Below are 26073 nucleotides of genomic sequence, written 5' to 3' on the forward strand. Positions count from 1 at the left end.
GCATGAAGGGAGCATGAAAAACGCATGATGCGAATCGGCCACGGCTTCGATGTCCACCGCTTCGGCGCGGGCGACCACCTGATGGTCGGCGGTGTCGCCATCCCCTTCGACCGCGGCTTCGTCGCCCACTCCGACGGCGACGTGCTGCTGCATGCGGTCTGCGACGCCCTGCTGGGGGCCTGTGCGCTGGGCGACATCGGCCGCCACTTTCCCGACACCGACCCGGCCTGGGCCGGCGCCGACAGCCGCGCCCTGCTGCGCCATGTCGCTGGGTTGGTGGGCGGGGCGGGCTACCGGGTCGGCAACCTAGACGCCACGCTGATCGCCCAGGCGCCGAAGATGGCGCCGCATATCGGCGCCATGGCCGGGCATATCGCCGCGGACCTCGGCCTTTCCCGGGGGGCGGTCAACGTCAAGGCCACCACCACCGAACGGCTCGGTTTCACCGGCCGCGGCGAGGGCATCGCCGCCGAGGCGGTGGCACTGTTGGTCCCTCGCGACGGGGAGATGGCCGGTGAGTGAGGTCGCTTCATCCGGTGTCGAGGATGCCATCGACTGGCCGCCGACCTGGCCGCGAGTGCTGGAGGGCGAGTTCGGTGCGCCGCCGCCCGGAGACTACCGCGCCGTCCCCGAGGACTTCCGCGTCGAGGAGGTCCTCGACTTCGCCCCGGCGGGGGAGGGCGAGCACCTCTGGCTGTTCATCGAGAAGCGCGACCTGACCACCGCCATGGTCGCCCGCGACCTGGCCCGGCTCTGCGAGGTGTCGCCGCGGGTGGTCGGCTATGCGGGCATGAAGGACCGGGTCGCCGTGACCCGCCAATGGCTCTCCGTGCAGCTGCCCGGCCGCGAGGCCCCCGAGGGGCTCGCGGCGCGACTCGCCGAACGGGGCATCCGGGTGCTCGACCAGGCCCGCCATCCGCGCAAGCTCAAGCGCGGCGTGCACCGGGCCAACCGCTTCCGCCTGCGGATCACCGGGGCGGCGGTGGCCGACCCGGCGCTCGAGGCGCGCTGGCAGCGCCTCTGCGACGCGGGGGTCGCCAACTATGTCGGCCCCCAGCGCTTCGGCGCGGACGGCCGCAACCTGCAGCGCGCCCGGGCCATGCTGGCCCGCGGCTGGCGCAAGCGTGATGACCGCGAGGGCATGCTGCTCTCGGCGGCCCGCAGCTTCCTGTTCAACGAGCTGCTGGCCGCCCGGGTCCGCGACCAGAGCTGGGCGACGCCGCTGCCCGGCGAGGTGGTGATGCTCGACGGCAGCGCCAGCCAGTTCGGCGTTGCGCCCGACGATGCCGCCGAGCTCGCCGAGCTGTCCGAACGGGCCCGACGCCTCGACCTGCATCCCGCCGGGGTGCTGTGGGGTGTCGGCGAGTCGCGTGCCGCCGGCGAGGCCAGAGCCCACGAGGCCGCCCTGGTCGCGCGCTATCCAGGCCTGTGCGGCGGGCTCGAGCGTGCCGGTGTCCGCCTGGCCCGCCGGGCCTTGCGGCTGCGCCTGGGCGAGGCGCGGCTGACGCGCGGCGACGGCGAGCGCTGGCTGGCCTTCAGCCTGCCGCGGGGCGCCTTCGCCACCGCCGTGCTGCGGGAACTGATCTCTCATCCCACCCTGGGGGCCCCGCCCTCCGACAGGAGCCTGTGATGCGTCGACTGCTGCTCTCCAATGACGACGGGGTGCATGCCCCGGGGCTGCGTGCCCTCCACGATGCCCTGCTGCCCCATGCGCGGCTACGGGTGGTCGCGCCGGATCGCGACAAGAGCGGGGCCAGCAACTCCCTCACGCTGACCCGACCGCTGGCGCTCTCATCGCTCGACAACGGCTTCTACAGCGTCGACGGTACCCCCGCGGACTGCGTCTACCTGGGGGTCAACGGCGTCTGGGACGAACGGCCGGACCTCGTGATCTCGGGGATCAACCACGGTGGTAACCTCGGCGACGACGTGCTCTACTCCGGCACCGTGGCCGCCGCCATGGAGGGGCGCAACCTGGGCATGGCGGCCATCGCCATGTCGCTGGTCGGCTCGCGCCACTTCGAGACCGCCGGACGGGTGGCGGCTAGCCTGGTCGGTGCGGCCGACCAGCTCTCGCTGCCGCCGCGCAGCCTGCTCAATGTCAACGTGCCGGACCGGCCATGGAGCGAGATCCAGGGCTTTCGGGTCACCCGGTTGGGCTATCGCGGCCCGGCGGCCCGCCCCCTGGAGGTCCGGGATCCACGGGGCCGGCTGCGCTACTGGATCGCCGCCGTGGGCGAGAATGCCGACGATGGTCCGGACACCGACTTCGCCGCCGTCGAGGCGGGCTATGTTTCCATCACGCCGCTGCAGACCGACCTGACCCGGCATGCAGCGCGCGACGACGTGCAGGACTGGCTGGATGCACTCACCTGATCTGCTGCGCGGTGTCGGCATGACATCGCAGCGTACCCGGGATCGCATGGTCGGCCGCCTGGCCGACCTGGGGATCCGCGACCGACGGGTCCTGGAGGTGATGGCCCGCGAGCCGCGTCATCTCTTCCTCGACGAGGCCCTGGCGCATCGTGCCTACGAGGACACCTCGTTGCCCATCGGCCATGGCCAGACCCTCTCCCAGCCGTGGATGGTGGCGCGGATGACCGAGCTGGTGATCCAGGAAGCGCCGTCCCGGGTGCTGGAGGTCGGCACCGGTTCCGGCTACCAGACCCTGGTGCTGTCGCGCCTGGTGAAGGAACTCTGGTCGGTGGAACGGATCAATGCCCTGCATCGCCGTGCCGGCGGTCGCCTGCGTCTGCTCGAGGTCCACAATACCCGGCTGCGCCTCGCCGACGGGGGACATGGCTGGCCGGAGGAGGCGCCCTTCGATGTCATCCTGCTGACCGCCTGTGCCAGCGAGTTGCCCGCGCCGCTGCTCGCCCAGCTCGGCGAAGGGGCCGTGTTGATCACGCCGCTGGCCGAGCCGGATGGCCGGCAATGGCTGACCCGTGTGCGCCGCAGCGCGGACGGCTTCGAGACACAGCGGCTTGAGGCAGTGCGGTTCGTACCGCTGCTGGAAGGCGTCATTCGTTGAAAGGAGTCCGCTGTTGAAGCGTCATCTCGGTATCTTTCTCAGGGGCGCCGGCATGGGGGCCGCCGATGCGGTGCCCGGCGTGTCCGGCGGCACCATTGCCTTCGTCACCGGCATCTACGAGGAGCTGATCCACAGCATCAAGCAGTTCGGCCCCAGCGCCTTCGTCGCCTGGCGGCGCGGCGGCCTTCCGCTGCTGGCGGTACATCTCAACCTGGCCTTCGTGCTGCCGCTGCTGGCTGGTATCGCCATCAGCCTGGTCAGCGTGGCCCACCTCGTCGTCTGGCTGATGGACGATTTCCCCCAGCTGCTCAACGGCTTCTTCTTTGGCCTGGTGGCCGCGTCGGCGGTGGTCGTCAGCCGCCATCCGGCCGACTGGAAATGGTGGCACATGCTGCCGCTCGCCGGTGGCCTGCTGCTCGCCCATGGCCTGCCGTCGCTGATGCCGCTGGTCACCCAGCTCGGCAACCCCGACCTGGTGCTGGTGGTGGGCGGGGCCATCGCCATCAGTGCCCTGCTGCTGCCCGGCGTGTCGGGCAGCTTCCTGCTGCTGACCATGGGCCTCTACGGCACGGTGATGCAGGGCATTCGCGGCTTCGACCTGGGGTTGATCGGGCTGTTCGGGGTGGGCTGCCTGATCGGCCTGTTCGGCTTCTCGCGGCTGCTCTCCTGGCTGCTGCGCCACCATCACACCGCGACCCTGCAGCTGCTGGTCGGCTTCATCATCGGCTCGCTGCCGGTACTCTGGCCGTGGCGCGAACTGGTACGCTACCAGCTGGGTTCCGAGGGCCAGATGATCCCCCTCGACTACCGTTACCTGACCCCGGCCGACTTCGCCGAGCTGACCGGCGACCCTGCCCGGCTGCCGGCGGTGGTGGCCCTGATGATGGCCGGCGCGGCCCTGGTGCTGCTGATCGGCTGGGCCAATCGGCCGGTGAAACCCGGTTCCCGACAAGGTGCTGACAAGGAGGAAGGCTCCGATGCATAAGGTATTTCTGATTTCCGGCCTGGCCCTGGCGCTGGCCGGCTGCGCCGCGCAGCAGGGCGAGAGTGGGCCGGTCCAGGTCCGCGACCTGTCGGCCAGCCGGGCTGACGCGACGCCCGGCGAGTACACGGTGGAGGCCGGCGATACGCTCTACGGCATCGCCTGGCGCCATGACATGGACTACCGCGACCTGGCCCGCCTCAACCGCATCGGCCCCCCCTACCGCATCGAGCCCGGTCAGCGGCTGGTGCTGGGCGGCGAGGGCAGCGCCACCTCGGCCTCCAGCCAGGACGGCGACGAGAACGCGTCCGGCGGCCGTGGGGTCGTGGCCACCGGCCTCGGCGGCGAGGCGTCCGTGAGCGATGAGGAACTCGACTGGCTGATGCCCGACGAGAGTGCCATCGAGCGCAACCGTCGACTCTCGGCCGAGCGGCAGGCGGCGGGCGACTCGCCGCAGGGGCCCACTCAGGCGGCCATGGAGAGCGCCGATGCCGTCTCGGGCGCCGACCAGGGGCCTGGACCGGTCTACAGCTACGACAGCCCGGGAGCGGACGGTACCCTGAGCGAGCGCGACCTGGCCGAACGGCGTGAGCTGGCCTCGCGCGCGGAAGAAGAAAATGCGGAGGAACAGCAGGCCACCGGCACGGCGGCGGCACAGAGCGGCCCCGAACCGAGCGACGCGCCCGACGCCACGGCCGAGGACGAGGCGGCCCAGGTGGACCGGGCATCGTCTGAGACGGACGACGGCGGCACCGATGCCGGGACCTCGGTTGCCGGTGAACCGGCGTCCGAGCAGCGCGCCGGGCGCAGCTATACCCCGGTGGACGAGGTGCCCTGGCAGTGGCCGGTCGAGGGCGACGTGGTCGGCCAGTTCGGCGAGGGGGGAACCGTCACCGCCGGCATTGATATCGCGGGTCAAAAGGGGCAACCTGTCAAGGCAGCCGGCCCGGGAATCGTGGTCTACGCGGGCAGTGGCGTCAGGGGCTATGGCAACCTGATCCTGCTCAAGCACAACGACCAGTTCCTGAGTGCCTATGCTCACAACGACACCCTGAACGTCAAGGAGAACGATGTGGTCGAGGCCGGTGAGGTCATCGCCACCATGGGCGACAGCGATGCCGAGGACGTCAGGCTGCATTTCGAGGTGCGCAAGGACGGCCAGCCTCAGGATCCCCTCGAGTTCCTGCCTGCCCGCTGACCCTGACGGTCGGCCAGCATCGGATGCGGGATGGACGGGGTGCCGCACAATAATAACTTCGCGCGTCGATCGTCCGGCCATGGACCCACGACGCCCTGTCGCAACCATGGGGTAGCAATCGATGAGCATGCTTGAACGGGACCTTCAGGATGTGAATCTGGTATCCGCCGACGAGGCGGATGAGGACGCTGTCGAGACCGAGGATGAGCTGGAGCGGGAGGACATCGAGGACGAGGAGGCGGTGGTCGGCGATGAGGAAGCCTTCGAGAAGGCGCTGAGCCGCGAGGATCGGCATCACCGTCACAGTCTCGATGCCACCCAGATCTACCTCAACGAGATCGGTTTCTCGCCGCTGCTGACGCCGGAGGAAGAGGTCTTCTACGGCCGCCTGGCGCGCAAGGGTGACCCGCTGGGCCGCTCGCGGATGATCGAGTCGAACCTGCGCCTGGTGGTGAAGATCGCCCGGCGCTATCTCAACCGTGGCCTCACCCTGCTCGACCTGATCGAGGAGGGCAACCTGGGCCTGATCCGCGCGGTGGAGAAGTTCGACCCCGAGCGCGGCTTCCGCTTCTCCACCTACGCCACCTGGTGGATTCGCCAGACCATCGAGCGGGCGCTGATGAACCAGACCCGCACCATCCGGCTGCCGATCCATGTGGTCAAGGAACTCAACATCTACCTGCGGGCGGCCCGCGAGCTGACCCAGAAGCTGGATCACGAGGCCACGGCCGAGGAGGTCGCCGACTACCTCGACAAGCCGGTGGAGACCGTCAAGAAGATGATGGGCCTCAACGAGCGGGTTTCCTCCGTCGACTACCCGATGGGCAGCGAGAGCGACAAGCCGCTGATCGAGACCCTGGCCGACGACAATGACCAGGGCCCGGAATCCACCCTGGTGGACGGCGACGTGCGCCAGCATGTCGACGAGTGGCTGGCCGAGCTCACCGAGAAGCAGATGGAGGTGGTGGTGCGCCGCTTTGGTCTGCGCGGCCATGAGGCCGCGACCCTCGAGCAGGTCGGTGAGGAGATCGGCCTGACGCGCGAGCGGGTTCGCCAGATCCAGGTAGAGGCGCTCAAGAAGCTGCGCCGCATGCTCGACAAGCAGGGCCTCTCGCTGGATGCCATCTTCGAGTGACGTCGCGTGCCGGAGGCCTCTCCGGCACCGTCGTCCCTCTTCTTCATGATGGGCAGATGATCGAACCGTCATCACGCCCCTTTATCTGATGTTTATCCTGCCTCAGGCACGCTTGCCAGTTGGTGATGCCGTGAAATCGGCTGGCCTTTGGGGGATAATCGTGGCGTTCCCCATCGCCGCTCGAGGACCCCGACCATGGCCCGGCCGCTGATCGCCGACATCGACCTCGACGCCCTGCGTCACAACTATTGCCTGGCCCGTGACCAGGCCCCCCACAGCCGCGCCGTCGCCGTGATCAAGGCCGATGCCTACGGCCATGGTGCCGTGGCCTGCGCCCGGGCGCTCGAGGACCTGGCGCCGGCCTTTGCCGTGGCCTGCCTCGAGGAGGCGCAGACCCTGCGCGAGGGGGGCATCACGGCGCCGATCGTGCTGCTCGAGGGCATCTTCGAGGCCGCCGAGCTCGAGCGGGTCGAGGCGCTGGGGCTGTGGATCGCGGTACACGCCGACTGGCAGTTGGAGGCGCTGCTCGCCTATCGCCCCGCGCGCCCCATCCCGGTGTGGGTCAAGGTAGACTCGGGCATGCACCGCCTGGGCTTCCCGCCGGAACGGGCCGAGAAGGTCTGGGCGCGTCTCGCGGCGGCGCCCGACCACGCCTGCGACCTGCACCTGATGAGCCACTTCGCCAGCGCCGATGCCCTGGAGACCGGCTACTTCCGGCGCCAGCTCGAGCTGCTCGACGACCTGGCGATACGGCTCGAGGCGCCCACCTGCCTCGCCAACTCGCCCGCCACCCTCGCCTGGCCCGAGGCGCACGGCGCCTGGAACCGCCCGGGGGTGATGCTCTACGGCAGCGACCCGCTGGAGGCCTCCAACGAGGCGAGCCGTCGGCTGGCGCCGGTGATGACCCTGCGTTCCGCGATCATCGCCGTGCGCGAGCTCGCGGCGGGTGAGCCGGTGGGCTATGCCGGGCGCTGGAAGGCGCCACGCCCCTCGCGGATCGGCGTGGTCGCCTGCGGCTACGGCGATGGCTATGACCGGCATGCGGTCGACGGCACCCCGGTGCTGGTCGACGGTCAACGCACGGCCATCGCCGGCAAGGTCTCCATGGACATGCTGACGGTGGACATCACCGACATTCCCGAGGCGGGCATCGGCAGCGAGGTGGTGCTCTGGGGGCGCGCCGCGAACGGCGTGCTCCTGTCGGTGGACGAGGTGGCCCGCCATTGTGACACCATCAGCTACACCCTGCTCACCGGGGTGCTGCCGAGGGTGCCCAGGCGCTATCATGGCGCGCACTGACCACCGCACCATGGGAAGCCACATGTCCAGGGACGATACCCCCCAGAGCTCCTTCGCCCATCCGCGTTACTGGCCCACCTGGCTGGCCATCGGGGCCATGCATGTCGTGGCCTGGCTGCCCTGGCGGCTGAAGCTGTGGGTCGGCCGGGCGATCGGCCTTGCCGCCTGGCGCCTCGCCGGGCGTCGTCGCCATATCACCGAGACCAATATCGGCCTCTGCTTCCCGGAACTCGATCAGGCGCAGCAGGCGCGGCTGGTGCGTGAGACCTTCGTCGCCAACGGCATCGGCATCGTCGAGACGGCCACCGGCTGGTGTCGTGATCCCGAGCACCTGCGTCACCGCGTCACCTTCCTGGGGCAGGAGCACCGGGCCCGGTTGCAGGCCGAGGGGAGGGGGGCGCTGATCCTCGGGGTGCACTTCTCGACCCTGGACCTGGGGGCCGCGCTGCACTCGCTCTACTTCCGCGCCGACGCCGTGCAGCGCCCCCATGACAACCCGCTCTTCGACCGCTTCATGAGTCGCGCTCGGGCACCCTACTTCGATGCGGTCCTCGACCGTCACGATCTGCGCGGCGTGGTGCGTCGCATCAAGGCCGGCCACGGCGTCTGGTACTCCCCGGACCAGGACTTCGGCCGCGATGCCAGCGTCTTCGCCCCCTTCTTCGGTATCCCGGCGGCCACGGTCAAGATGACCTCGCGCATCGCGCGCATGACCGGCGCCCCGGTGATCCCGCTGATCTTCCACCGCAACCCCGACGACCGCACCTATACCTTGGAGTACCTGCCACCGCTGGAGAACTTCCCCAGCGGCGACGAGGTGGCCGATGCCACCCGCATCAACGCGGTGATCGAAGCGGCGATCCGTCGTCACCCGGAGCAGTACCTCTGGCTGCACCGGCGCTTCAAGACCCGGCCCAAAGGCGAGCCGAGACTCTACTCGTGATAGTCGAGGTAGTCAGGAAGCTCGAGGCGATGCTCGCCGCTGTTCAGGCGCGCGCTGATGAAGTCCCGGTCCAGGCGATGGTCGGCGGCGTCGGCCAGGGTGCCGATGATTCGGTCGGCATAGGCCTGCAACAGTCGCCAGTCCGAGTCCTGTGCATACAGCGAAAGGCTCTTCACGGACTTCAGCAGGCTCAGGCCGATGGTCACATCGTCCTGCCCGTAATGCAGGATCGGCGTGTATACCCGATAGATCAGGCTCTCGAAGCTTTCCACCGGCCAGGTGACGCGTACCCGGTTGTGCTGATCCACCATGGCGTTGCAGGGGGCGAATTCTAGCCGACGCCGCAGCAGGTCGGTCAGCTGATTGATGCACAGGCGGGCGGTGCCCGGGTCGTTGATCCCGGGCGACAGCGCCTTGACCGCCATTTCCATCAGCTGCGTCAGGCCGTGCACGTGGATGTCCTCGATCGATTCGCCTTCGCCATACAGCAGATGTGCCAGCACCTCGTCAGCACAGGCGCGGTCGGGTTCGGCAGGCGCATCGACGTACAGCAGCGGAAAGTCGGCCAGGGTGAAGTCTCCCGGGGAGAAATTCAGATGAATCACCCCATCGAAGCTGGCGGCAAGCTTGGCGAGCTCGGCAAAGTTGGCGTTCTGGATGAATCCGGTCTGGCGTGAGCGAATCTCGAAACGGTGACACGACGCGGCTGCCGCCGCAGGTATCCTGTCGGCCATCCGCATGTAGCGAGGCGATTGCTGACGATGCTTCAGGCTGGCCAGTGAACGGCTCGTGGCCAGATGCAGGCCGGCGACCACCGAGTTGACCTGAACCGTCTGGGAGGCCTTATGTATGAAGTAGACGAACAGGCCCAGGCAGTGGATGACCATGGCCACTCCCAGATAGGCGGCAAGCGAGCGCCATGTGCCGGGAGAGCCGCCGTTTTCCGGCACCATCAGGAGCATAAGGATGAACAGGATGGTACCCAGATAGTTGCCCAGCACCCATTGATGGTGGCGCTCGGTCACCAGGCCGAAGACCAGCTTGTGGGAAAACTGGCCACCGGCCTGGGATAGCACCGACATCACCATCGAGAAGCTGAACACCACCAGCGATATCATGCCGGCGATCAGCGTCGAGAGCAGCGTGCGCAAGGTGTCTTTGTCGTTGAAGCGCACGAAGTCGAGCCAGCCGGGCATCGAAATGAATCCTTCGTGCGGCACCACTGCAAGCAATCCCACCAGGAAATAGGCCAACGCCAGCAGGCTGGGCAGGTAGGCGATACTCTGGCGAAACGCCTTGGTGACCTGCAGCGGGTAGTGGAGCAGAGCGATCATCGAGACATCCTTGCAAGGCGACGCCAGCGAGGGTGGACAGAGTGGATAACACCAACCAGCAAGCAAAAGCCCCGCCTGTAAAGACAACAGACGGGGCTAATACATCAGCATGGCCTGCGAGCCATCAGGCGTCAATACGCTTGTACTTCATGCGGTGCGGGGTGTCGTCACCGACGCGCTTCTTGTGGTCCGCCTCGTACTCGGTGTAGTTGCCCTCGAAGAATTCCACGTGGGAGTCGCCCTCGAACGCCAGGATATGGGTGGCGATGCGGTCGAGGAACCAGCGGTCGTGGGAGATCACCAGGGCACAGCCGGGGAAGGCCAGCAGGGCCTCCTCGAGGGCGCGCAGGGTCTCGATGTCCAGGTCGTTGGATGGCTCGTCGAGCAAGAGCACGTTGGCGCCCTGCTTGAGGGTCTGGGCCAGCTGCAGGCGACCGCGCTCGCCGCCGGAGAGCTCGTTCAGGCGTTTCTGCTGGTCGTTGCCCTTGAAGTTGAAACGCCCCACGTAGGCCCGCGAGGAGACCTCGTAGCCGTTGATGTTGAGGATGTCCTGGCCGTCGGAGACCGCCTCCCACACCGTCTGCTTGTCGTCCAGGGCGTCGCGCAGCTGCTCGACGTATGCGATATCGACGGTCTCGCCGACCACCACCTCACCGGCATCGGGCTGTTCCTTGCCGGTAATCAGCTTGAACAGCGTCGACTTGCCCGCGCCATTGCCGCCGACGATGCCGACGATGGCGCCCTTGGGCACGGTGAAGGTCAGGTCCTCGTAGAGCAGCTTGTCATCGAAGGCCTTGGCCACGTCGTGGAACTCGATGACCTTGTCACCCAGGCGTGGGCCGGGCGGAATGTAGATCTCGTTGGTCTCGTTGCGCTTCTGGAAGTCACCGGACTGCATCTCCTCGAAGCGGTTGAGGCGCGCCTTGCTCTTGGCCTGGCGGCCCTTGGCGTTGCTGCGCACCCACTCCAGCTCGTGCTTGATCGCCTTGTTCTTCGAGGCCTCCTGCTTGGCCTCCTGCTCGAGGCGCTTCTCCTTGGCCTCCAGCCAGCCCGAGTAGTTGCCCTCGAAGGGGATGCCCTGGCCGCGGTCGAGCTCGAGGATCCAGCCAGCCACGTTGTCGAGGAAGTAGCGGTCGTGTGTGATGGCCACCACGGTGCCGCTGTAGTCATGCAGGAAGCGCTCCAGCCAGGCCACGGACTCGGCGTCCAGGTGGTTGGTGGGCTCGTCGAGCAGCAGCATGTCGGGGCTGGAGAGCAGCAGGCGGCAGAGCGCCACGCGGCGCCGCTCGCCGCCGGAGAGGTGGCCCACGCGGGCCTCCCAGGGCGGCAGGCGCAGGGCCTCGGCGGCCACTTCCAGCTTGCGGTCCAGATTGTGGGCGTCGGAGGCCTCGATGATGTTCTCCAGGCGTGCCTGCTCGGCGGCCAGGGCATCGAAGTCGGCGTCCGGCTCGGCATAGGCGGCATAGACGGCGTCGAGCTTCTCCTGTGCCTCCTTGATCTCGCCCAGGGCCTCTTCCACGGTCTCGCGGACGTTCTTGTCATCGTCGAGCTGGGGTTCCTGGGGCAGGTAGCCGACATTGATGCCCGGCATGGGACGGGCCTCGCCCTCGAACTCGGTGTCGACGCCGGCCATGATGCGCAGCAGGGTCGACTTGCCCGCGCCATTGAGGCCCAGCACGCCGATCTTGGCGCCGGGGAAGAAGGACAGGGAGATGTCCTTGAGGATCTGCTTCTTGGGGGGCACGACCTTGCCCACCCGGTTCATGGTGTAGACGTATTGCGCCATGGAAAGCCACTTCGTTGGGGGATGTCAGTGGCCACGATGATAGAGCCCGGGGACGCCAAAGGCCAGCATCCCCGGGAGACGGGCAGGGGTTACTCTTCCTCTTCCTCGAGGGCCCAGTCGTCCTCGATGGCGCGTCGCAGGCGACGCTCCTCGATGAGAGCCTCCACGCGTCGGCGGGCCCTCAGGGTATCGGCACGACTGCTGGGGCGGACGCGACCGTAGTCGTCGTTGACCGCTTCCAGGTAGTCCTGATCATCGTCGTCGGTGTCGAGAAGGGGTTCATGGCTCATGCGACGTCCTCCCATGGCCCGGGGCCGAACGCTGCAAGGTCCGGCGGATCATTCGATCGCTTCCCGTCCCGGGTGCGGAACCTGAAGCGCCAGCAGGCAACGCCCGTTGCCTGCTGGCTATATAGCTTCAAGGAACGCCGAGGACAAGCCCCTGGGGAGACTTTTTTCGCCGCCGCGTCACGGCGTCTCAGGTCAGGCCGTGTTCGGCCTTGAGCCGCTCGAGCTCCAACTGTGCCTCGACCCGCTCGGTGACATCCTTCTGCACCCCGACATAGTAGGTGAGGTGGTCGTCCTCGTCGTAGACGGGAGTAATGGAGAGCTCGTTGTAGAACAGGGTGCCGTCCTTGCGATAGTTGCGCAGTACCTCGCGGCAGGGACGACCCGCCTTCAGGGCCTTGCGGATGGTATCGAGCCCCGGCTGGTCGCGGTCCTCGTTCTGCAGGAAGCGGCAGTCCTGGTAGAGGATCTCGTCGGCGCTGTAGCCGGTCAGGCGCTCGAAGCCCTGGTTGACGTAGATCAGGATGTTCTCGTCGCCCTCCTGCTCGGCGACCACGATGCCGTCCTCAGAGGCATCGATGATGCGTTCCAGCAGTTCCGGGCTGATCAGGGGGGATCGTTTCATGCAGGGGGTTCCTGTCGCGGTGCCCTTGGCGCAGCGCATGGCGGCAAGGAGCGGGATATTGCCCTCATCATGGCCAGCCGGCGTCGGGATTTCAACGCGCCGGCGTGCCGGTGGGTCATTCCACCTCGGGCAGGCGCTGGGCGCTGACGGCCGCGCCGAGGCCCATCAGGGCGAGGGCTGCCAGCAGCCCGGCACTGCCGAGCCACTGGGCCAGCAGGCCGACGAGGCCGCCCACGACCAGCATGAGCACGCCGGTGAGGGTGTTGGAGAGCGCCACATAGAGGGCGCGCCGGTCGGCGCCGGCCATGTCGACGATGTAGGTCTTGCGGCCCAGGCGAACGCCGGCGTGGACGATCACCAGCAGCGCATAGACCAGCGCATAGGGCCAGACGGTTTCGCTCCAGGCGCCGGGCAGCCAGGCGAAGGCCGCCCCTAGCAGGCAGCCGGCCGCGGTGCCCAGGCCACCGTCGCGCATCACCCGGCGGCTCGAGGCATCGGCGCGCTTGCCCCATACCGGGCTCGCCAGCATGCCGGCCAGGCCGGAGACCACGATCAGCACCCCCAGGCCGCCGAGTTCGGCCCCGCTCTGCTGCTGGCCGAGCAGCGCCACATAGGGCAGGGCCAGGGCGCTGGCCAGCAGCAGGGCGCGGGAGAGGTTGAAGTGCAGGAAGGCGCGGTCGTCGCGCAGCAGGCGCAGCCCCAGCTTGATGCTGTCCCAGGCATTCTCGCCGCCCTCCACGGCCCCCGGGGTCTCCTTGATGCGCGCCGCGCACAGGGCATTGACGGCCCAGCCCAGCGCCGCCGCCCCGAGCAGTACGGCCAACGCCAGCTCCCCGGGGCGGTCGCCGAACAGCATCAGCACTCCGCCCGCAGCCAGGGTCACGCCGCCGGCCACGCTGCCGCTCCAGCCCATCAGGGTGCCGCGGCGCTGCTTGGCGATGGTCTTGCCCATCACGTCCTTGGTGGCGATCGATGACAGGCCGCGGGCCAGCGACAGCGCCACCAGTACGGCGAGTACCAGGCCACCCCCGATGCCCCCGCTGCCGAACAGGGCCAGCAGGGCCAGCAGGGCGGCGGCCAAGGCCTGCAGGGTACCGCCCAGCACCCAGACCCACTTGCGCTCTGGCTTGAGTCGGATGAAGCCGGCCACGAACAGCTGGGGCAGCAGGGCGCCAGACTCGCGGATCGGCACCAGGAGGCCGACCATCCACAGCGGGGCGCCGATCACCCCCAGCAGCCAGGGCAGCACCAGGCGGGCGCTGGAGAGTTCGTCGGCCAGCTTGTTGCCCAGCGCCGCTAACAGGTGCAGGAAGAAATTGCGCGGCTGCTCGTCGCAGGCCGCGTCCGGGATGTCCCGGCACATCCGGCTGTCCTCGTCACCGGTGAGCCACTCGAAGAGGCGGGTCTGGCTGATCTCGGGGGCGGCCATCGGAACTCCCTGGCTGGTATCATCGGGTGGCCATTGTCGCGACACTCGAGGTTTCATGTCACGTATTCGAATCCACTACTGTACCCAGTGCCAGTGGTTGCTGCGCAGCGCCTGGTACGCCCAGGAGCTGCTCTCCACCTTCGGCGAGGACCTGGAGGAGGTGGCCCTGGTGCCGTCCCATGGCGGCCATTTTGAGATCCTCTGCGACGAGGCGTCGCTCTGGGAGCGCAAGCGCGACGGCGGCTTCCCCGACATCAAGGCCCTCAAGCAGGCGGTGCGCGACCGCCTCGCCCCCGGCCGTGACCTGGGACACCTCGACCGGTGAGCCCGAGGCCCATGACCGGTGATCGCCAGGCGATGCTCTTCGGGCTGGGGGCGGTGGCGCTGTGGTCCACGGTGGCCACCGCCTTCAAGGTGGCGCTCGCCCACATGTCGCCGCTGGCGCTGATGTGGCTGGCCTCGCTGGTCTCCTGGGCGCTGATCGGCGTGCTGGTGGCGCGGCAGGGGCTGCTGCGACAGGCGTTCAGGCACGGCTGGCGCACCGCCGCCTGGGCGGGGCTGATGAATCCAGTGGCCTACTACCTGGTGCTGTTCGGCGCCTATGACCGCCTGCCGGGCCAGGAGGCCATGGCCCTCAACTATACCTGGGCGCTGGCGATGGCCTTCCTGGCGGTGCCGCTGCTGGGCCAGCGGCTCACCCGCATCGACGTGCTGGCGGGGCTGATCGCCTATGCCGGCGTGTGGGTGATCGCCACCCGCGGGGCAGTGTTCGACGTGGCCTTCGCCGACCCGCTCGGTGTCGGCCTGGCACTCGCCTCGACGCTGCTCTGGGCGCTCTACTGGCTGCTCAACGCCCGCGACCCTCGCCCGCCGCTGGTGGCCCAGTGGCAGAACTTCAGCGTCGGCGTGCCGGTGCTCACCGTGCTGCTGCTGGCCGGGCCGGGCATGGCCTGGCACGGCTGGACGGCGCTGGGGGCCGGCATCTACGTGGGGCTGTTCGAGATGGGCATCGCCTTCGTGCTCTGGCAACTGGCCGTCCATCGGGTCTCGCGCACGGCGAAGGTCTCCAACCTGATCTTCCTCTCGCCGCCGGTGTCGCTGCTGCTGCTCTTCCTGGTGGTCGGCGAGCCGATCCTGCCCTCCACCCTGGTGGGCCTCGTGCTGATCCTCGGGGGCCTCGCGCTGCAGCAGTGGCAGAAGACCCCCGCGCCGGTGGCTCAGTCCTGAGCCGTCTTCGCCACGACGGCACCGTTGGCCTCGAGCAGTGGCGCGAGTCGTGGCCAGACGTTCTCCAGGATGCGCGGCTGGGCAGCCGCGGTGGGATGGATGCCGTCGGACTGCATCAGGTCGTCCTCCAGGGCCACGCCCTCGAGCAGGAAAGGCACCAGCGGCAGCTCAAAGTCGTCGGCCAGCCGCGTGTAGACCCCGGTGAAGGCGTCGCGGTAGGCCCTGCCGTAGTTGGGCGGGATGTCGATGCCGAGCAGCAGCACCTCGGCATCCGCCGCCTGGCTGGCCTCGATCATGGCGGTCATGTTGGCCTCGAACTGGCCCGGCGGCAGGCCGCGCAGGCCGTCGTTGCCGCCGAGCTCCAGCACAACGATATCGGGTTCATGCTGTCCGAGAAGGTCGGGCAGGCGGGCAGCGGCGCCGCTGGAGGTCTCGCCGCTGATGCTGGCGTTGACCACCTGCGCCTTCCCGTCCAGGCGCGCCTGCAGCAGACTGACCCAGCCGGCCTCCTGCTCGATGCCGTAGGCGGAGCTCAGGCTGTCACCCATGATCAGCAGCACCGGTCGAGGGACCGCCTGCGCCGTCCCGCCGGCCAGCAACAGCATCGACAAGAGTAGCGTCAACCAGAGCGCCGTGAGCCAGCGCCTAGCGAGCCGGCGCGGTGCATGCCGGCCCAACGCACCTACAGGGAAGCCCTTTGCCATGTCCATCTCCTCTCGAACGGATGCCTCGCCGATTCTACACGCCGACCGTCTCACCAAGGAGGTGGAGAGCGGTGAGCGGCGACTGAGCATTCTGAGTGACCTGTCGCTGGCAGTGTTCCCCGGGGAGAGCGTGGCGATTCTCGGCCAGAGCGGGGCCGGCAAGTCGACCCTGCTGGGCCTGCTGGCCGGCCTGGACGCGCCCAGCGGCGGCGAGCTGTCGCTCTTCGGCCAGTCGCTGCGCGCGCTCGACGAGGATGGCCGGGCCTCCCTGCGGGCGGGGCGGGTGGGCTTCGTGTTCCAGAACTTCCAGCTGCTGCCCACCCTGACGGCCCTGGAGAACGTGCTGCTGCCGCTGGAGCTGTCGCCGACCCCCGGGGCCGAGGCCAGGGCCCGCGACTGGCTGACCCGCGTCGGCCTCGGCGAGCGCCTGGACCACCTGCCCAAGCAGCTCTCCGGCGGCGAGCAGCAGCGCGTGGCCCTGGCCCGGGCCTTCGTCACCGGGGCCGAGCTGGTGTTCGCCGACGAGCCCACCGGCAACCTGGACCCGGTCACCGGAGAGCGCATCATCGAGGCGCTGTTCTCGCTCAACCGTGAGGCCGGCACCACCCTGGTGCTGGTGACCCATGACCACGCCCTGGCGCGGCGCTGCGATCGCTGCCTGCGCCTGGAGGGTGGCCGGCTGGTCGAGATGGCGCGCGACGAGGTGATGGCATGAGCCGCACCGCCTGGCCGGCCCTGCTGCGCCTCTCGGCCCGGGGCCTGATCCGTGACCTGCGCGCCGCCGACGTGCGTGCCCTGGCGCTGGCGCTGGCGCTGGCGGTGGCCGCGTCGACCATGATCGGCTTCTTTCTCGATCGCCTCGACCGCGGCCTGACCCGCCAGGCCGGCCAGCTCTCGGGCGGCGACGTGGTACTGGAGCAGGGCCGGCCCTTCGACGAGGCGGTCCGCCGGGCCCTCGAGGACGCCGGCCTGACGCTCTCCGACCAGGTCGACATGGTCTCCATGGTCAGCCGCGGTGACCGCTTCCAGCCGGCCAGCCTCAAGGTGGTCGACGCCGTCTATCCCCACTATGGCACGGCTCGGGTGGACCGCGGCAACGGCATCGAGTCGCTGGCCCATGGCCCGGCGCCGGGCGAGGCCTGGGTGGCGCCGCGTCTCGCGCTGCTGATGGAGCTCGAGGTGGGGGACCGGATTCGCCTGGGGGAGACCGAGCTCGAGGTGGGTGGGGTGATCGAGCGCGAGCCCGACCAGTCGGCCGGTTTTGGCAGCTTCAATCCGCGCCTGATGATGCACCACGACGACCTGGACGCGACCGGCCTCGTCCAGGACGGCTCGCGGGTGGAGTTCGAGCTGCTGGCCGCCGGCAGCGCCGAGGCGGTGGCCCGCGTCGAGCCGCTGCTGCAGCGGCTGCGCCGTGAGGGCGTGGAGGTGCGTGACGTGCGCAGCGACCGCCCCCAGCTGGGCAATGCCCTGGCGCGGGCCGAGAAATATCTCGGTCTGGCGGGGCTCGCCGCCGTGCTGCTGGCCGGGGTCGCCGTGGCCATGTCCACCCGCCGCTACGTCGACCGCCACCTGGATACCACGGCGCTGCTGCGCTGCTTCGGCGCCACCCAGCGCGAGCTGCTGCGGTTGTTCGTGCTGCAGCTGCTGTGGCTGGCGCTGGCGGCCTCGGCGCTGGGGGCCCTGCTGGGGCTGGCCGGGCAGGCGTTGCTGGTGCGGCTGCTGTCGGCCTTCCTGCCGTTCAGCCTGCCGGCGCCCGGCATACTGCCGCTGTGGCTCGGGGTGTTCACCGCGCTGGCGGTACTGGCCGGCTTCGCCGGGCCGACCCTGCTGCGCCTCAAGCGGGTCAGCGCCCTCAAGGTGCTGCGCCGTGAACTGGACCCGCTGCCGCCCTCGGCCTGGCTGGTGGTGGGCGTGGCGGCACTGGTCTTCGGCGGGCTGCTGTGGCTCTACTCCGGGGACCCTGGGCTGGCTGCGGGCCTGCTGCTGGGCGGGCTGGTGATGCTGGTGGTGCTCTGGGGGCTCGGCGGGGCACTGCTGGGCCTGGTGCTGCGGGGCACTGCCCGGCTGCCGCGTGGCCGCGGCCCGGCGGATGGCATGGTCACCGCCGTGCGGCTGGGTGGCCAGCAGCTGGCGCGGCGCCGCCAGGCGAGCCTCGGCCAGCTGCTGGCCTTCTCGGTGACCTTCTTCGCCGTGGCGATGATCGCCCTGGTGCGCGGCGATCTGCTCACCACCTGGCAGGCCCAGCTGCCGGCGGACACCCCCAATCACTTCGCCCTCAATATCCAGCCCCAGGAGCGCGATGCCTTCGCCTCGGCGCTGGCCGGGGCCGCGGATACCCGCAGCGCCCTCTATCCGATGGTCCGCGGACGTCTTACCGCCATCAACGACCAGGCCCCGCAGGAGGCCGTGCCCGCCGAGTCGCGAGGCGACAACGCCCTGCGTCGCGAACTCAACCTGACCTGGCGCGAGACCCTGCCCGAGGGCAACCGGGTGGTGGCGGGTGAATGGTTCGCCGAAGGGCAGTCCGCGTCGGCGGGCGGCTGGCTGGACGAGGTGGTCGCCGAACCGCGCCCCGCGGACAGCGAGGCGGCAGTGCCGATCTCCATGGAGGATGGCCTGGCCGAGCGACTCGGCCTCGCCCTGGGCGACCGCCTGACCTTCACCATCGGCAGCGACGAGGTCACCGGCGAGGTGACCAGCCTGCGCAGTCTCGACTGGGAGAGCTTCCGGCCGAACTTCTACGTGATCTTCCCCCCGGGGACCCTGGAGCGTTTCGGCCACAGCTACATCACCGCCTTCCATCTCGGCGACGACGACCGCGACCTGACGCGCCGCCTGGTGCAGGACTTCCCGGGCGTCACCCTGCTTGACGTGGATGCCATCCTCGGCCAGGTGCGCGAGGTGCTGACCCAGGTCACCCGGGCGGTAGAGCTGGTGCTGGGCTTCGTGCTGCTGGCCGGCATCAGCGTGCTCTATGCGGCGTTGACCGCCAGCCTGCCGGTACGGGCCCACGAAAGCGGCCTGCTGCGGGTCTTCGGAGCCAGCAATCGGCTGCTGTCGCGAATGCAGGCGGCGGAGTTCGCCGTGCTGGGACTGGCCAGCGGGCTGATGGGTGCCTTGCTGGCGGAGCTGGCAACCGCCGGGATCTACCTGGCCTGGTTCGACCTGGCCCCCCGGGTCCACTGGCTGCTGTGGCTGACCCTGCCACCGGCCGGCGCGCTGTTGATCGGCCTCATCGGGCACCTGCTCTCCCGGGGCCTGCGCCGCCAGGCCCCGGCGGCCAGCCTCGGTCTGCTGGGCGAGGCCTGAGGCGCGGCCATGAAGACCGACACCCTGCGCGCCCGCCTGCTGGAGGCACAGCTCGACCTCGCCCGTCGCCGGGAGCGGGCGGTGATCCTGCTGCTGACCGGTCACGCCGTCACCCACAAGGGACGGCTGGTCAACGAGCTCAACCACTGGCTGGACAACCGCCATACCGAGGTGCATGCCCTGGGCCCCAGCAGCGAGGAGCGCGAGCGACCCTACTGGTGGCGCTTCTGGCGACGCCTTCCCGATCGCGGCCGCATCGGCATCTTCATCCATGGCTGGTACGGCGATGCGCTCTTCGCCCGGGCCGAACGGCGTCTCCCGCCGGGCGCCTTCCGCGACAGGCTGGGGGAGATCCGCGCGTTCGAGGCCGAGCTGGCCGCCGAAGGGGTGGTAGTCCTCAAGCTGTGGATGGACATCGACCGTCCCGCACAGCGCCGTCACCTGCAGGCATTGCAGGAGGACCCGGCCCGTGCCTGGCAGCTGAGTGCCACCGACTGGCAGCGCCATCTGCAGCATGCCGCCATCGCCGCCCTGGGGCGCGAGATGCGCGACGCCACCGCGGCCGATCATGCGCCCTGGCGGCGGCTCGACTTCCGCGACCCGGCGGCACAGCTCCAGCGGGTGGGGGCCCTGCTGCACGAGACCCTGGCCGCGCCCCCCGTGGCGCCCTCCTGCGTGCCGGAGGGGGTGCCCGGCGAGGTGGCGGCGGCGCCCTCGATATGCCGTGCCGAGCCCCGGGTGGAGGCCTCGCTGAAGAAGGCGAGCTATGCCGCGCGGCTCGCCGAGGCCCAGGGCCGCCTGGCGATCAACGCCCGGGAGGTGGCCCGCCGGCGCATCCCGGTGGTGCTGGCCTTCGAGGGACTCGACGCAGCGGGAAAGGGGGGCGGCATCCATCGGGTCACCGCGGCACTGGATGCCCGCCAGTACCGGATCCATCGCATCGCGGCCCCCAGCGACGAGGAGCTGGCATTGCCCTGGGCCTGGCGCTTCTGGCGTCGACTGCCGGCCGACGGTCGCATCGCCATCTTCGACCGCAGCTGGTACGGCAGGGTGCTGGTGGAACGGGTCGAGGGGCTGGCCCCCGAGGCGGACTGGCGGCGTGCCTATGCGGAGATCCGCGAGTTCGAGCGCCAGCTGCTGGCCCACGGTACCGTGCTCGGCAAGCTGTTCCTGGCCATCAGCCAGGAGGAGCAGCTGCGCCGTTTCGAGGCCCGAGCCGCCACGCCCCACAAGCGCCACAAGCTCACCGACGAGGACTGGCGCAACCGCAAGCGCTGGGACGACTATCGACAGGCTATCGACGAGATGTTCGCCCGCACCCAGGCGCCGGGCGCCGAGTGGGCACTGATCGCCTGCGACGACAAGCGCCGGGCGCGCCTCGCCGTGCTCGAGGAGGTCAATCGGCGGCTGGAGATGCGCCTGGCCTCGCCGCACTGATGTAGACTGCTGATCATCCACCATGCTCACACCGGAGGTGATCCCATGCGTCCGACGCGGTACCTGCCGGCCACTCTGGCCGCCCTCGCCTTGTCGACTTCCCTGCCGGCCCTGGCCGACGACCCGGCAGAGCGCCTGGAGGCCGACCTGCGGTCGCTGTTTGCCGCCGAGGGGTGCCTCGAGATCGGCGAGGTCTCGGCGGCGCTGATCCGAGACCGCGTCACCGCCCGCGAGCTCCATTTCGTCGGCCCCGAGGGGCAGCAGCTGTGGCTCGACCGCTACGAGGTCAGTGGCGACTACGACCGGCCCGACGAGGTGCGCATCGAGGGCATCCGCCTGGAGACTCCCGGCCACGAGCAGGTGCAGCTGACCGCCGAGGCCCTGGTCCTCGATGACCCCTCCCGAGCGGTGCTGCCCCTCCATGAGGAGAGCTGGCCCGAGGGTGTGCGTATCGCCGGGCTCGACGTCGAGGCGCTGGCCGCCGAGTTCGCCGGCCAGGACCTGGGGGAGGGGTTCGGCGAAGGGCGTGGGCGGGTCAGCGTCGAGCGCCTGCAGGCCACCGGCCTGTCACGCGAGGCCATCGACAGCCTGGAGCTCAGCGGGCTCGAGGGGCAGGCCGAGGGGGAGGGGGAGTTCGGCCGCGGCACCCTCTCCCTGGCGTTCGCTCGGGTGGAGGGGCTGCGCGGCCTGCAGGGCGAGGAGGACGAACGGGAGCTCGACCGCCTCGAGCTGCGCGACCTGGCGATCGACTCCGACCGGCTGGTGGCGACCCTGGCCGGACTCGAGGTGGATGGTGACCTGCAGGACGGGGAAGGCGGGGTGCGCCTCGAGGCGCTGGACCTCGACCTGGCTCGCATGATCGCCCTGGCGCCCGAGGAGGAGCGCACGCAACTGCGCATGGCCAGCAACGTGCTCACCGGCGGTAGCGGAACGCTGCGCCTCGATGCGGTCTCCACCGGACGCTGGGAGGCGGTAGACGGCGACACCCGGCTGCTCGGCGAGCTGGACATCACTGCCGAGGAGGCCTTCGGCTGGGCGGTGGATGCCGACCTGCCGGTGCGCCTGCCCGAGGGCGTAGAGCCGGCCGCCTTCCTGGCCGAGATGGAGAGCCTGGAGGGCGTGACCCTGCTGGGCGGGCGGGTCGACGCCACTATCTCGGACCTCGGGCTCTTCGGCCGTCTGCCGGCGGTCATGGCGGCCAGCCAGGGGATCAGCGAGGCGGTCTTCGTGGAGCAGGCGCGGACCCAGGCCCGGGGATTCGGCATGATGCTCGGCCCCGAGATCGAGGCCGTCCTCACCGGCCTGGTGGCGATGATGGCGGGCGAGGCGAGCGAGCTCACCCTCCAGCTGACCCTGCCCGCCGACAGCGAACTGGACGCACTCTCTGCCGATCCCCTGGCACTGCCCGAGCGACTCGAGATGCGGGTGGAGAGCCGCTGAGGCGTTCGGCAGGCCTGCCGCGCTGTCGCGCGCCCATGAAGGATCCGGCGGTTGCCCATGATCGCCTTTCATGTGAAAGCCGACGGGGGCTGGGGTATCATGTGGCCCCCAGATTCTCCCGTTTTGCGAGGTTTCCCGCCGATGTTCAGCCGTGACATGCAGATTGCCGGTTTCGATGACGTCCTGTTCGATGCGATGCAGAAGGAAGTCGCTCGCCAGGAAGCGCACATCGAGCTGATCGCCTCCGAGAACTACGCCAGTCCCCGGGTGCTGGAGGCCCAGGGCAGCCAGCTGACCAACAAGTACGCGGAAGGCTATCCCGGCAAGCGCTACTACGGCGGCTGCGAGTACGTGGACATCGTCGAGCAGCTGGCCATCGACTACGCCAGGGAGCTGTTCGGCGCGACCTACGCCAACGTCCAGCCCCACTCTGGCTCCCAGGCCAACGGCGCGGTGTTCCAGGCGCTGGTCAAGCCGGGCGATACCATCCTCGGCATGAGCCTCGATGCGGGGGGGCACCTGACCCATGGCGCCAAGCCCAACTTCTCCGGCAAGCACTACCATGCCGTGCAGTACGGCATCGACGAGAACGGCCGCATCGATTACGACGAGGTGGCCAGCCTCGCCCGCGAGCACCGGCCCAAGATGATCATCGCCGGCTTCTCCGCCTACTCCCAGATCATCGACTGGGCGACGTTCCGCGAGATCGCCGACGAGGTGGGCGCCTACCTGCTGGTCGACATGGCCCACGTGGCCGGCCTGGTGGCGGCCGGCGTCTACCCGACCCCGCTGCCCCACGCCCACGTGGTCACCACCACCACCCACAAGACCCTGCGCGGCCCGCGTGGCGGCCTGATCCTCTCCGCCGAGGGCGACGAGGCCATCGAGAAGAAGCTGCAGTCTGCGGTCTTCCCGGGCGGGCAGGGCGGCCCGCTGGAGCACGTCATCGCCGCCAAGGCGATCTGCTTCAAGGAGGCCATGGAGCCCGGCTTCAAGGCCTACCAGCAGCAGGTGGTGAAGAATGCCCAGACCATGGCCGGGGTGTTCATCGAGCGCGGCTTCGAGGTGGTCTCCGGCGGCACCGAGGACCACCTCTTCCTGCTCTCGCTGATCAAGCAGGGCCTGACCGGCAAGGATGCGGACGCCGCCCTGGGGCGCGCCCACATCACCGTCAACAAGAACGCCGTGCCCGGCGATCCCCAGAGCCCCTTCGTCACCTCGGGCCTGCGCATCGGCACCCCGGCAGTGACCACCCGCGACTTCGGCGAGACCGAGTGTCGAGAGCTCGCCGGCTGGATCTGCGACATCCTCGACGTCATGGCCGCAGGAGACGACACCGCCGCCATCGAGGCCGAGGTCAAGGCGAAGGTCGAGGCCGTCTGTGCCCGCCTGCCGGTTTATCGCTGAGACGCCCTGTCGCTGACTGACTCTGGCTGCGGCCAGGGGATCCCGAGCGCCCCGCCAGGCTGCACCATGGCGGGGCGTTTTCGTGTCCTGCGCTGGTGCAATCGCGCCGACGCCCGGGCATGACGCGCCGTGGGCCCCTGTGAGACGGGGCCTCTGGCTCGCCCTGGCATGCGCCCTGCATGGGGCATGGCGAGTCCACGACACGGAACCGGAAACGCCATGCCCTCGATACCCGCCTCGCCCCCCGACTCCGCCCGGCGCCCGCGCCTGCTCTTTACCGACCTGGATGGCTCGCTGCTCGACCACCACTGCTACGGCTGGGCCCCGGCCCGCCCCTGGCTCGCCCGGCTGAAGGCGCTAGGGGTACCGGTGATCCCGGTGACCAGCAAGACCCGCAGCGAGATCGTGCCGCTGCGCCACGAGCTCGGCATCGAGGACGCCCCCTTCATCGCCGAGAACGGCGCCGTGGCCGGGCTGCCGCCGGCCTGGTGCCATGCCCGGCTGGACCGCGGCTCCGCCGCCGATGGCCTGGTGATCAGGACGCTGGGGGTCGACATCGGCTTCATCCGACAGCGGCTCGCGGTGTGGCGGTCGCGGCTGGGCGTGGGCTTCACCACCATGAGCGAGATGACCCTCGACGACCTAGTGGCCTTCACCGGCCTGTCGGAGCCACAGGCACGGCTGGCGCGGCTGCGCGAGGGCAGCGAGCCGCTGCTCTGGGAGGACTCGGACGACAGCCTGGCGCGTTTCCGGGAGGGGCTCGAGGGCGACGGCCTGCGCCTGATGCGCGGCGGGCGCTTCTGGCACGTCACCGGGGATTGCCACAAGGGCAGTGCCGTCGCCTGGCTGATCGAGCGCTTCGAGGCGCTGCGTGGCCAGCGGCCGCTGACCCTGGGGTTCGGCGATGGCCCCAACGACATTCCCATGCTCGAGACGGTAGACCAGGCGGTGGTGATCCGCGGCTGCCATGGCCTGGCGGTGTCGCCCCGCCAGCCGGCGCTCTATCGCAGCAGGGCCACCGGCCCCGACGGCTGGGCCGAGGGGGTGGCCCACTGGTGGGGGCGAGGCGACCGCCGGCCAGCGCCGGCGGTGACGCACGTCAGCAGTGACGGGGCCAGGAGGGCGACGGCATGAGCGACTTCCACCAGAATGGCATCATCACCGACTTCCACAATCTGACCCGCCGGCCGCTGGCGGCCCTCGAGGAAGAGCTGGTCGCGTTCTCCGAGCGCCGTCCCATGAGCCTGATCCTGCCGTCGCTCTTCGCCGAGCTGGAGGGACCGGCGCTGGCCCATATCGTCGAGGAACTTCGCCGGGTGCCCTATCTCGCCGAGGTGGTGATCGGGCTCGATCGCGCCGACCGCGAACAGTTCCTGCATGCCCGGGAGTTCTTCGCCCGGCTGCCGCAGCACCACCGCATCCTTTGGAACGACGGCCCTCGGCTCCAGGCGCTGGATAACGAGCTCGAGGCGCAGGGTCTGGCGCCCCAGCAGCCCGGCAAGGGGCGCAATGTCTGGTACTGCGCCGGCTACGTGCAGGCCTCGAACCGCGGCCGGGTGGTCGCCCTGCACGACTGCGATATCCTCACCTACGACCGGGGCCTGCTGGCGCGGCTCTTCTACCCGGTGGTCCATCCCCACTTCAACTACGAGTTCTGCAAGGGGTACTACCCGCGCATCGCCGAGGGCAGGCTCAATGGCCGGGTCTCGCGGCTGATGGTTACGCCGCTGCTGCGGGCGCTCAAGCAGATGCACGGGCCGCTGCCCTACCTGGAGTATCTGGACAGCTACCGCTATGCGCTCTCCGGCGAGTTCTCCATGCGCAGCGAAGTGCTCGACGGCATCCGGATTCCCGCCGACTGGGGCCTGGAGATCGGAGTGCTCTCCGAGGTGCATCGCAACTACTCCACCAAGCGGCTCTGCCAGGTGGACCTGGCCGATGCCTACGACCACAAGCACCAGCCGGTGTCCGCCGAGGACGCCTCCGGGGGCCTCAACCGCATGAGCCTGGATATCGCCAAGGCGCTCTACCGCAAGCTCGCCACCCAGGGCGTGACCTTCAGCGCCGAGGGCTTTCGCACTCTCAAGGCGACCTACTACCGCCTGGCGCTGGACCTGATCGAGGCCTATGACCACGATGCCGTGATGAACGGCCTGCGGCTCGACCGCCACGCCGAGGAGCAGGCCGTGGAGCTGTTCGCCGCCAACCTGCTCGAGGCCGGCAGCGCCTTTCTCGACAACCCCGGCGAGCGCCCCTTCATCCCCAGCTGGAACCGGGTCAGGGCGGCGATTCCCGATCTGCCCGAGCGCATGTTCCAGGCGGTGGAGCGGGACAACGCCGCGGCGGTCTAGACATGATGGATTGACCGGTCGTCACGCAAGCGCCGGATATCGCGGCTGATCAGCGTCAAATCCGACAAGCTCCGGGTGTGTGACCAAAGTCTAAAGGCAAGGCCGTGGCATCTGGGCGACCCTATGTCCGACATAGATTGCATCAA

The 26073-nt window shown here is 69.5% G+C and carries 24 protein-coding genes; 18 read left to right on the top strand and 6 right to left on the bottom strand.

Going from position 1 to position 26073, the window contains the following annotated elements; all coding sequences use genetic code 11:
• Nucleotides 1-27 precede the first annotated feature (27 nt).
• From ispF to lpxL, 9 genes are all read left to right on the top strand, one after another.
• Nucleotides 28-522 carry a 2-C-methyl-D-erythritol 2,4-cyclodiphosphate synthase gene (ispF, locus tag QLQ86_RS11855; protein WP_282817219.1) on the top strand — a complete coding sequence of 165 codons (495 nt, stop codon included), beginning with the start codon at nt 28-30 and terminating at the stop codon, nt 520-522.
• Entirely contained in the window at nt 515-1630 is a 1116-nt protein-coding gene (gene truD / locus QLQ86_RS11860; protein ID WP_282817090.1) for a tRNA pseudouridine(13) synthase TruD, read from the top strand. The genes ispF and truD overlap by 8 nt, the downstream gene beginning before the upstream one ends.
• Entirely contained in the window at nt 1630-2376 is a 747-nt protein-coding gene (surE, locus tag QLQ86_RS11865) for a 5'/3'-nucleotidase SurE (protein WP_282734906.1), read from the top strand. The genes truD and surE overlap by 1 nt, the downstream gene beginning before the upstream one ends.
• Nucleotides 2363-3031 carry a protein-L-isoaspartate(D-aspartate) O-methyltransferase gene (locus QLQ86_RS11870; protein WP_282734905.1) on the top strand — a complete coding sequence of 223 codons (669 nt, stop codon included), beginning with the start codon at nt 2363-2365 and terminating at the stop codon, nt 3029-3031. The genes surE and QLQ86_RS11870 overlap by 14 nt, the downstream gene beginning before the upstream one ends.
• Nucleotides 3032-3041: 10 nt before the next feature.
• Nucleotides 3042-4016, top strand: coding sequence for a DUF368 domain-containing protein (locus tag QLQ86_RS11875; protein ID WP_282817220.1), 975 nt, complete (start codon nt 3042-3044; stop codon nt 4014-4016).
• Complete coding sequence (locus tag QLQ86_RS11880) at nt 4009-5211, top strand: peptidoglycan DD-metalloendopeptidase family protein (RefSeq protein WP_282817091.1); 1203 nt, start codon at nt 4009-4011, stop codon at nt 5209-5211. Before QLQ86_RS11875 ends, QLQ86_RS11880 begins: the two co-directional genes overlap by 8 nt.
• 121 nt (nt 5212-5332) lie before the next feature.
• Nucleotides 5333-6346, top strand: a complete 1014-nt coding sequence (gene rpoS, locus QLQ86_RS11885) for an RNA polymerase sigma factor RpoS (protein WP_282734903.1) — start codon at nt 5333-5335, stop codon at nt 6344-6346.
• 195 nt (nt 6347-6541) lie between these two features.
• Entirely contained in the window at nt 6542-7645 is a 1104-nt protein-coding gene (alr, locus tag QLQ86_RS11890) for an alanine racemase (protein ID WP_282817092.1), read from the top strand.
• Nucleotides 7646-7667: 22 nt separating this feature from the next.
• The gene (gene lpxL, locus QLQ86_RS11895; protein ID WP_282817093.1) at nt 7668-8588 is read left to right on the top strand and encodes an LpxL/LpxP family Kdo(2)-lipid IV(A) lauroyl/palmitoleoyl acyltransferase; all 921 of its coding nucleotides are present in this window, start codon (nt 7668-7670) and stop codon (nt 8586-8588) included.
• On the opposite strand, the gene QLQ86_RS11900 is transcribed toward lpxL, so the two are convergent.
• The 5 genes from QLQ86_RS11900 to QLQ86_RS11920 all read right to left on the bottom strand — a co-directional run bounded on the left by QLQ86_RS11900 (nt 8579) and on the right by QLQ86_RS11920 (nt 14049).
• Nucleotides 8579-9922, bottom strand: a complete 1344-nt coding sequence (locus tag QLQ86_RS11900) for a DUF2254 domain-containing protein (protein WP_282817094.1) — start codon at nt 9920-9922, stop codon at nt 8579-8581. The two genes, lpxL and QLQ86_RS11900, sit on opposite strands and share 10 nt — an antisense overlap.
• Nucleotides 9923-10046: 124 nt before the next feature.
• Nucleotides 10047-11708 carry an energy-dependent translational throttle protein EttA gene (gene ettA / locus QLQ86_RS11905; RefSeq protein ID WP_282734899.1) on the bottom strand — a complete coding sequence of 554 codons (1662 nt, stop codon included), beginning with the start codon at nt 11706-11708 and terminating at the stop codon, nt 10047-10049.
• 89 nt (nt 11709-11797) lie between these two features.
• Complete coding sequence (locus QLQ86_RS11910) at nt 11798-11998, bottom strand: PA3496 family putative envelope integrity protein (protein ID WP_282734898.1); 201 nt, start codon at nt 11996-11998, stop codon at nt 11798-11800.
• A 187-nt stretch (nt 11999-12185) separates the two neighbouring features.
• The gene (locus QLQ86_RS11915; RefSeq protein WP_282734897.1) at nt 12186-12620 is read right to left on the bottom strand and encodes a PAS domain-containing protein; all 435 of its coding nucleotides are present in this window, start codon (nt 12618-12620) and stop codon (nt 12186-12188) included.
• Between the two features lie 115 nt (nt 12621-12735).
• Complete coding sequence (locus QLQ86_RS11920; protein ID WP_282817095.1) at nt 12736-14049, bottom strand: MFS transporter; 1314 nt, start codon at nt 14047-14049, stop codon at nt 12736-12738.
• A 55-nt stretch (nt 14050-14104) separates the two neighbouring features.
• Here QLQ86_RS11920 and QLQ86_RS11925 point away from each other — a divergent pair, with 55 nt between their 5' ends.
• Both QLQ86_RS11925 and QLQ86_RS11930 read left to right on the top strand, forming a co-directional pair.
• Complete coding sequence (locus QLQ86_RS11925; RefSeq protein ID WP_282817096.1) at nt 14105-14374, top strand: SelT/SelW/SelH family protein; 270 nt, start codon at nt 14105-14107, stop codon at nt 14372-14374.
• Between the two features lie 11 nt (nt 14375-14385).
• On the top strand, nt 14386-15276 hold the full coding sequence (locus QLQ86_RS11930) for a DMT family transporter (RefSeq protein WP_282734894.1): 891 nt from the start codon (nt 14386-14388) through the stop codon (nt 15274-15276).
• Here QLQ86_RS11930 and QLQ86_RS11935 read toward each other — a convergent pair.
• The gene (locus QLQ86_RS11935) at nt 15267-15881 is read right to left on the bottom strand and encodes an arylesterase (RefSeq protein WP_282817221.1); all 615 of its coding nucleotides are present in this window, start codon (nt 15879-15881) and stop codon (nt 15267-15269) included. The genes QLQ86_RS11930 and QLQ86_RS11935 overlap by 10 nt on opposite strands.
• A gap of 97 nt (nt 15882-15978) precedes the next feature.
• On the opposite strand from QLQ86_RS11935, the gene QLQ86_RS11940 reads away from it, so the two are divergent.
• The 7 genes from QLQ86_RS11940 to QLQ86_RS11970 all read left to right on the top strand — a co-directional run bounded on the left by QLQ86_RS11940 (nt 15979) and on the right by QLQ86_RS11970 (nt 25927).
• On the top strand, nt 15979-16695 hold the full coding sequence (locus tag QLQ86_RS11940) for an ABC transporter ATP-binding protein (protein ID WP_282817097.1): 717 nt from the start codon (nt 15979-15981) through the stop codon (nt 16693-16695).
• A complete protein-coding gene (locus QLQ86_RS11945) occupies nt 16692-19292 on the top strand; it encodes an ABC transporter permease (RefSeq protein WP_282817098.1) in 2601 nt (866 codons plus the stop codon). Before QLQ86_RS11940 ends, QLQ86_RS11945 begins: the two co-directional genes overlap by 4 nt.
• Nucleotides 19293-19301: 9 nt before the next feature.
• Nucleotides 19302-20729: a polyphosphate kinase gene (locus QLQ86_RS11950; RefSeq protein WP_282817099.1), complete on the top strand. Its 1428-nt coding sequence runs from the start codon at nt 19302-19304 to the stop codon at nt 20727-20729.
• 45 nt (nt 20730-20774) lie between these two features.
• Nucleotides 20775-22169, top strand: coding sequence for a hypothetical protein (locus QLQ86_RS11955; protein WP_282817100.1), 1395 nt, complete (start codon nt 20775-20777; stop codon nt 22167-22169).
• Between the two features lie 141 nt (nt 22170-22310).
• Entirely contained in the window at nt 22311-23576 is a 1266-nt protein-coding gene (gene glyA, locus QLQ86_RS11960; protein WP_282734889.1) for a serine hydroxymethyltransferase, read from the top strand.
• A 219-nt stretch (nt 23577-23795) separates the two neighbouring features.
• Complete coding sequence (locus tag QLQ86_RS11965) at nt 23796-24710, top strand: HAD-IIB family hydrolase (RefSeq protein ID WP_282817101.1); 915 nt, start codon at nt 23796-23798, stop codon at nt 24708-24710.
• Nucleotides 24707-25927, top strand: a complete 1221-nt coding sequence (locus QLQ86_RS11970) for a glycosyltransferase family protein (RefSeq protein WP_282734887.1) — start codon at nt 24707-24709, stop codon at nt 25925-25927. Before QLQ86_RS11965 ends, QLQ86_RS11970 begins: the two co-directional genes overlap by 4 nt.
• Nucleotides 25928-26073: the final 146 nt, after the last annotated feature.

The organism is Halomonas rhizosphaerae, assembly GCF_030012485.1.
Classification (GTDB): Bacteria; Pseudomonadota; Gammaproteobacteria; order Pseudomonadales; family Halomonadaceae; genus Halomonas; species Halomonas rhizosphaerae.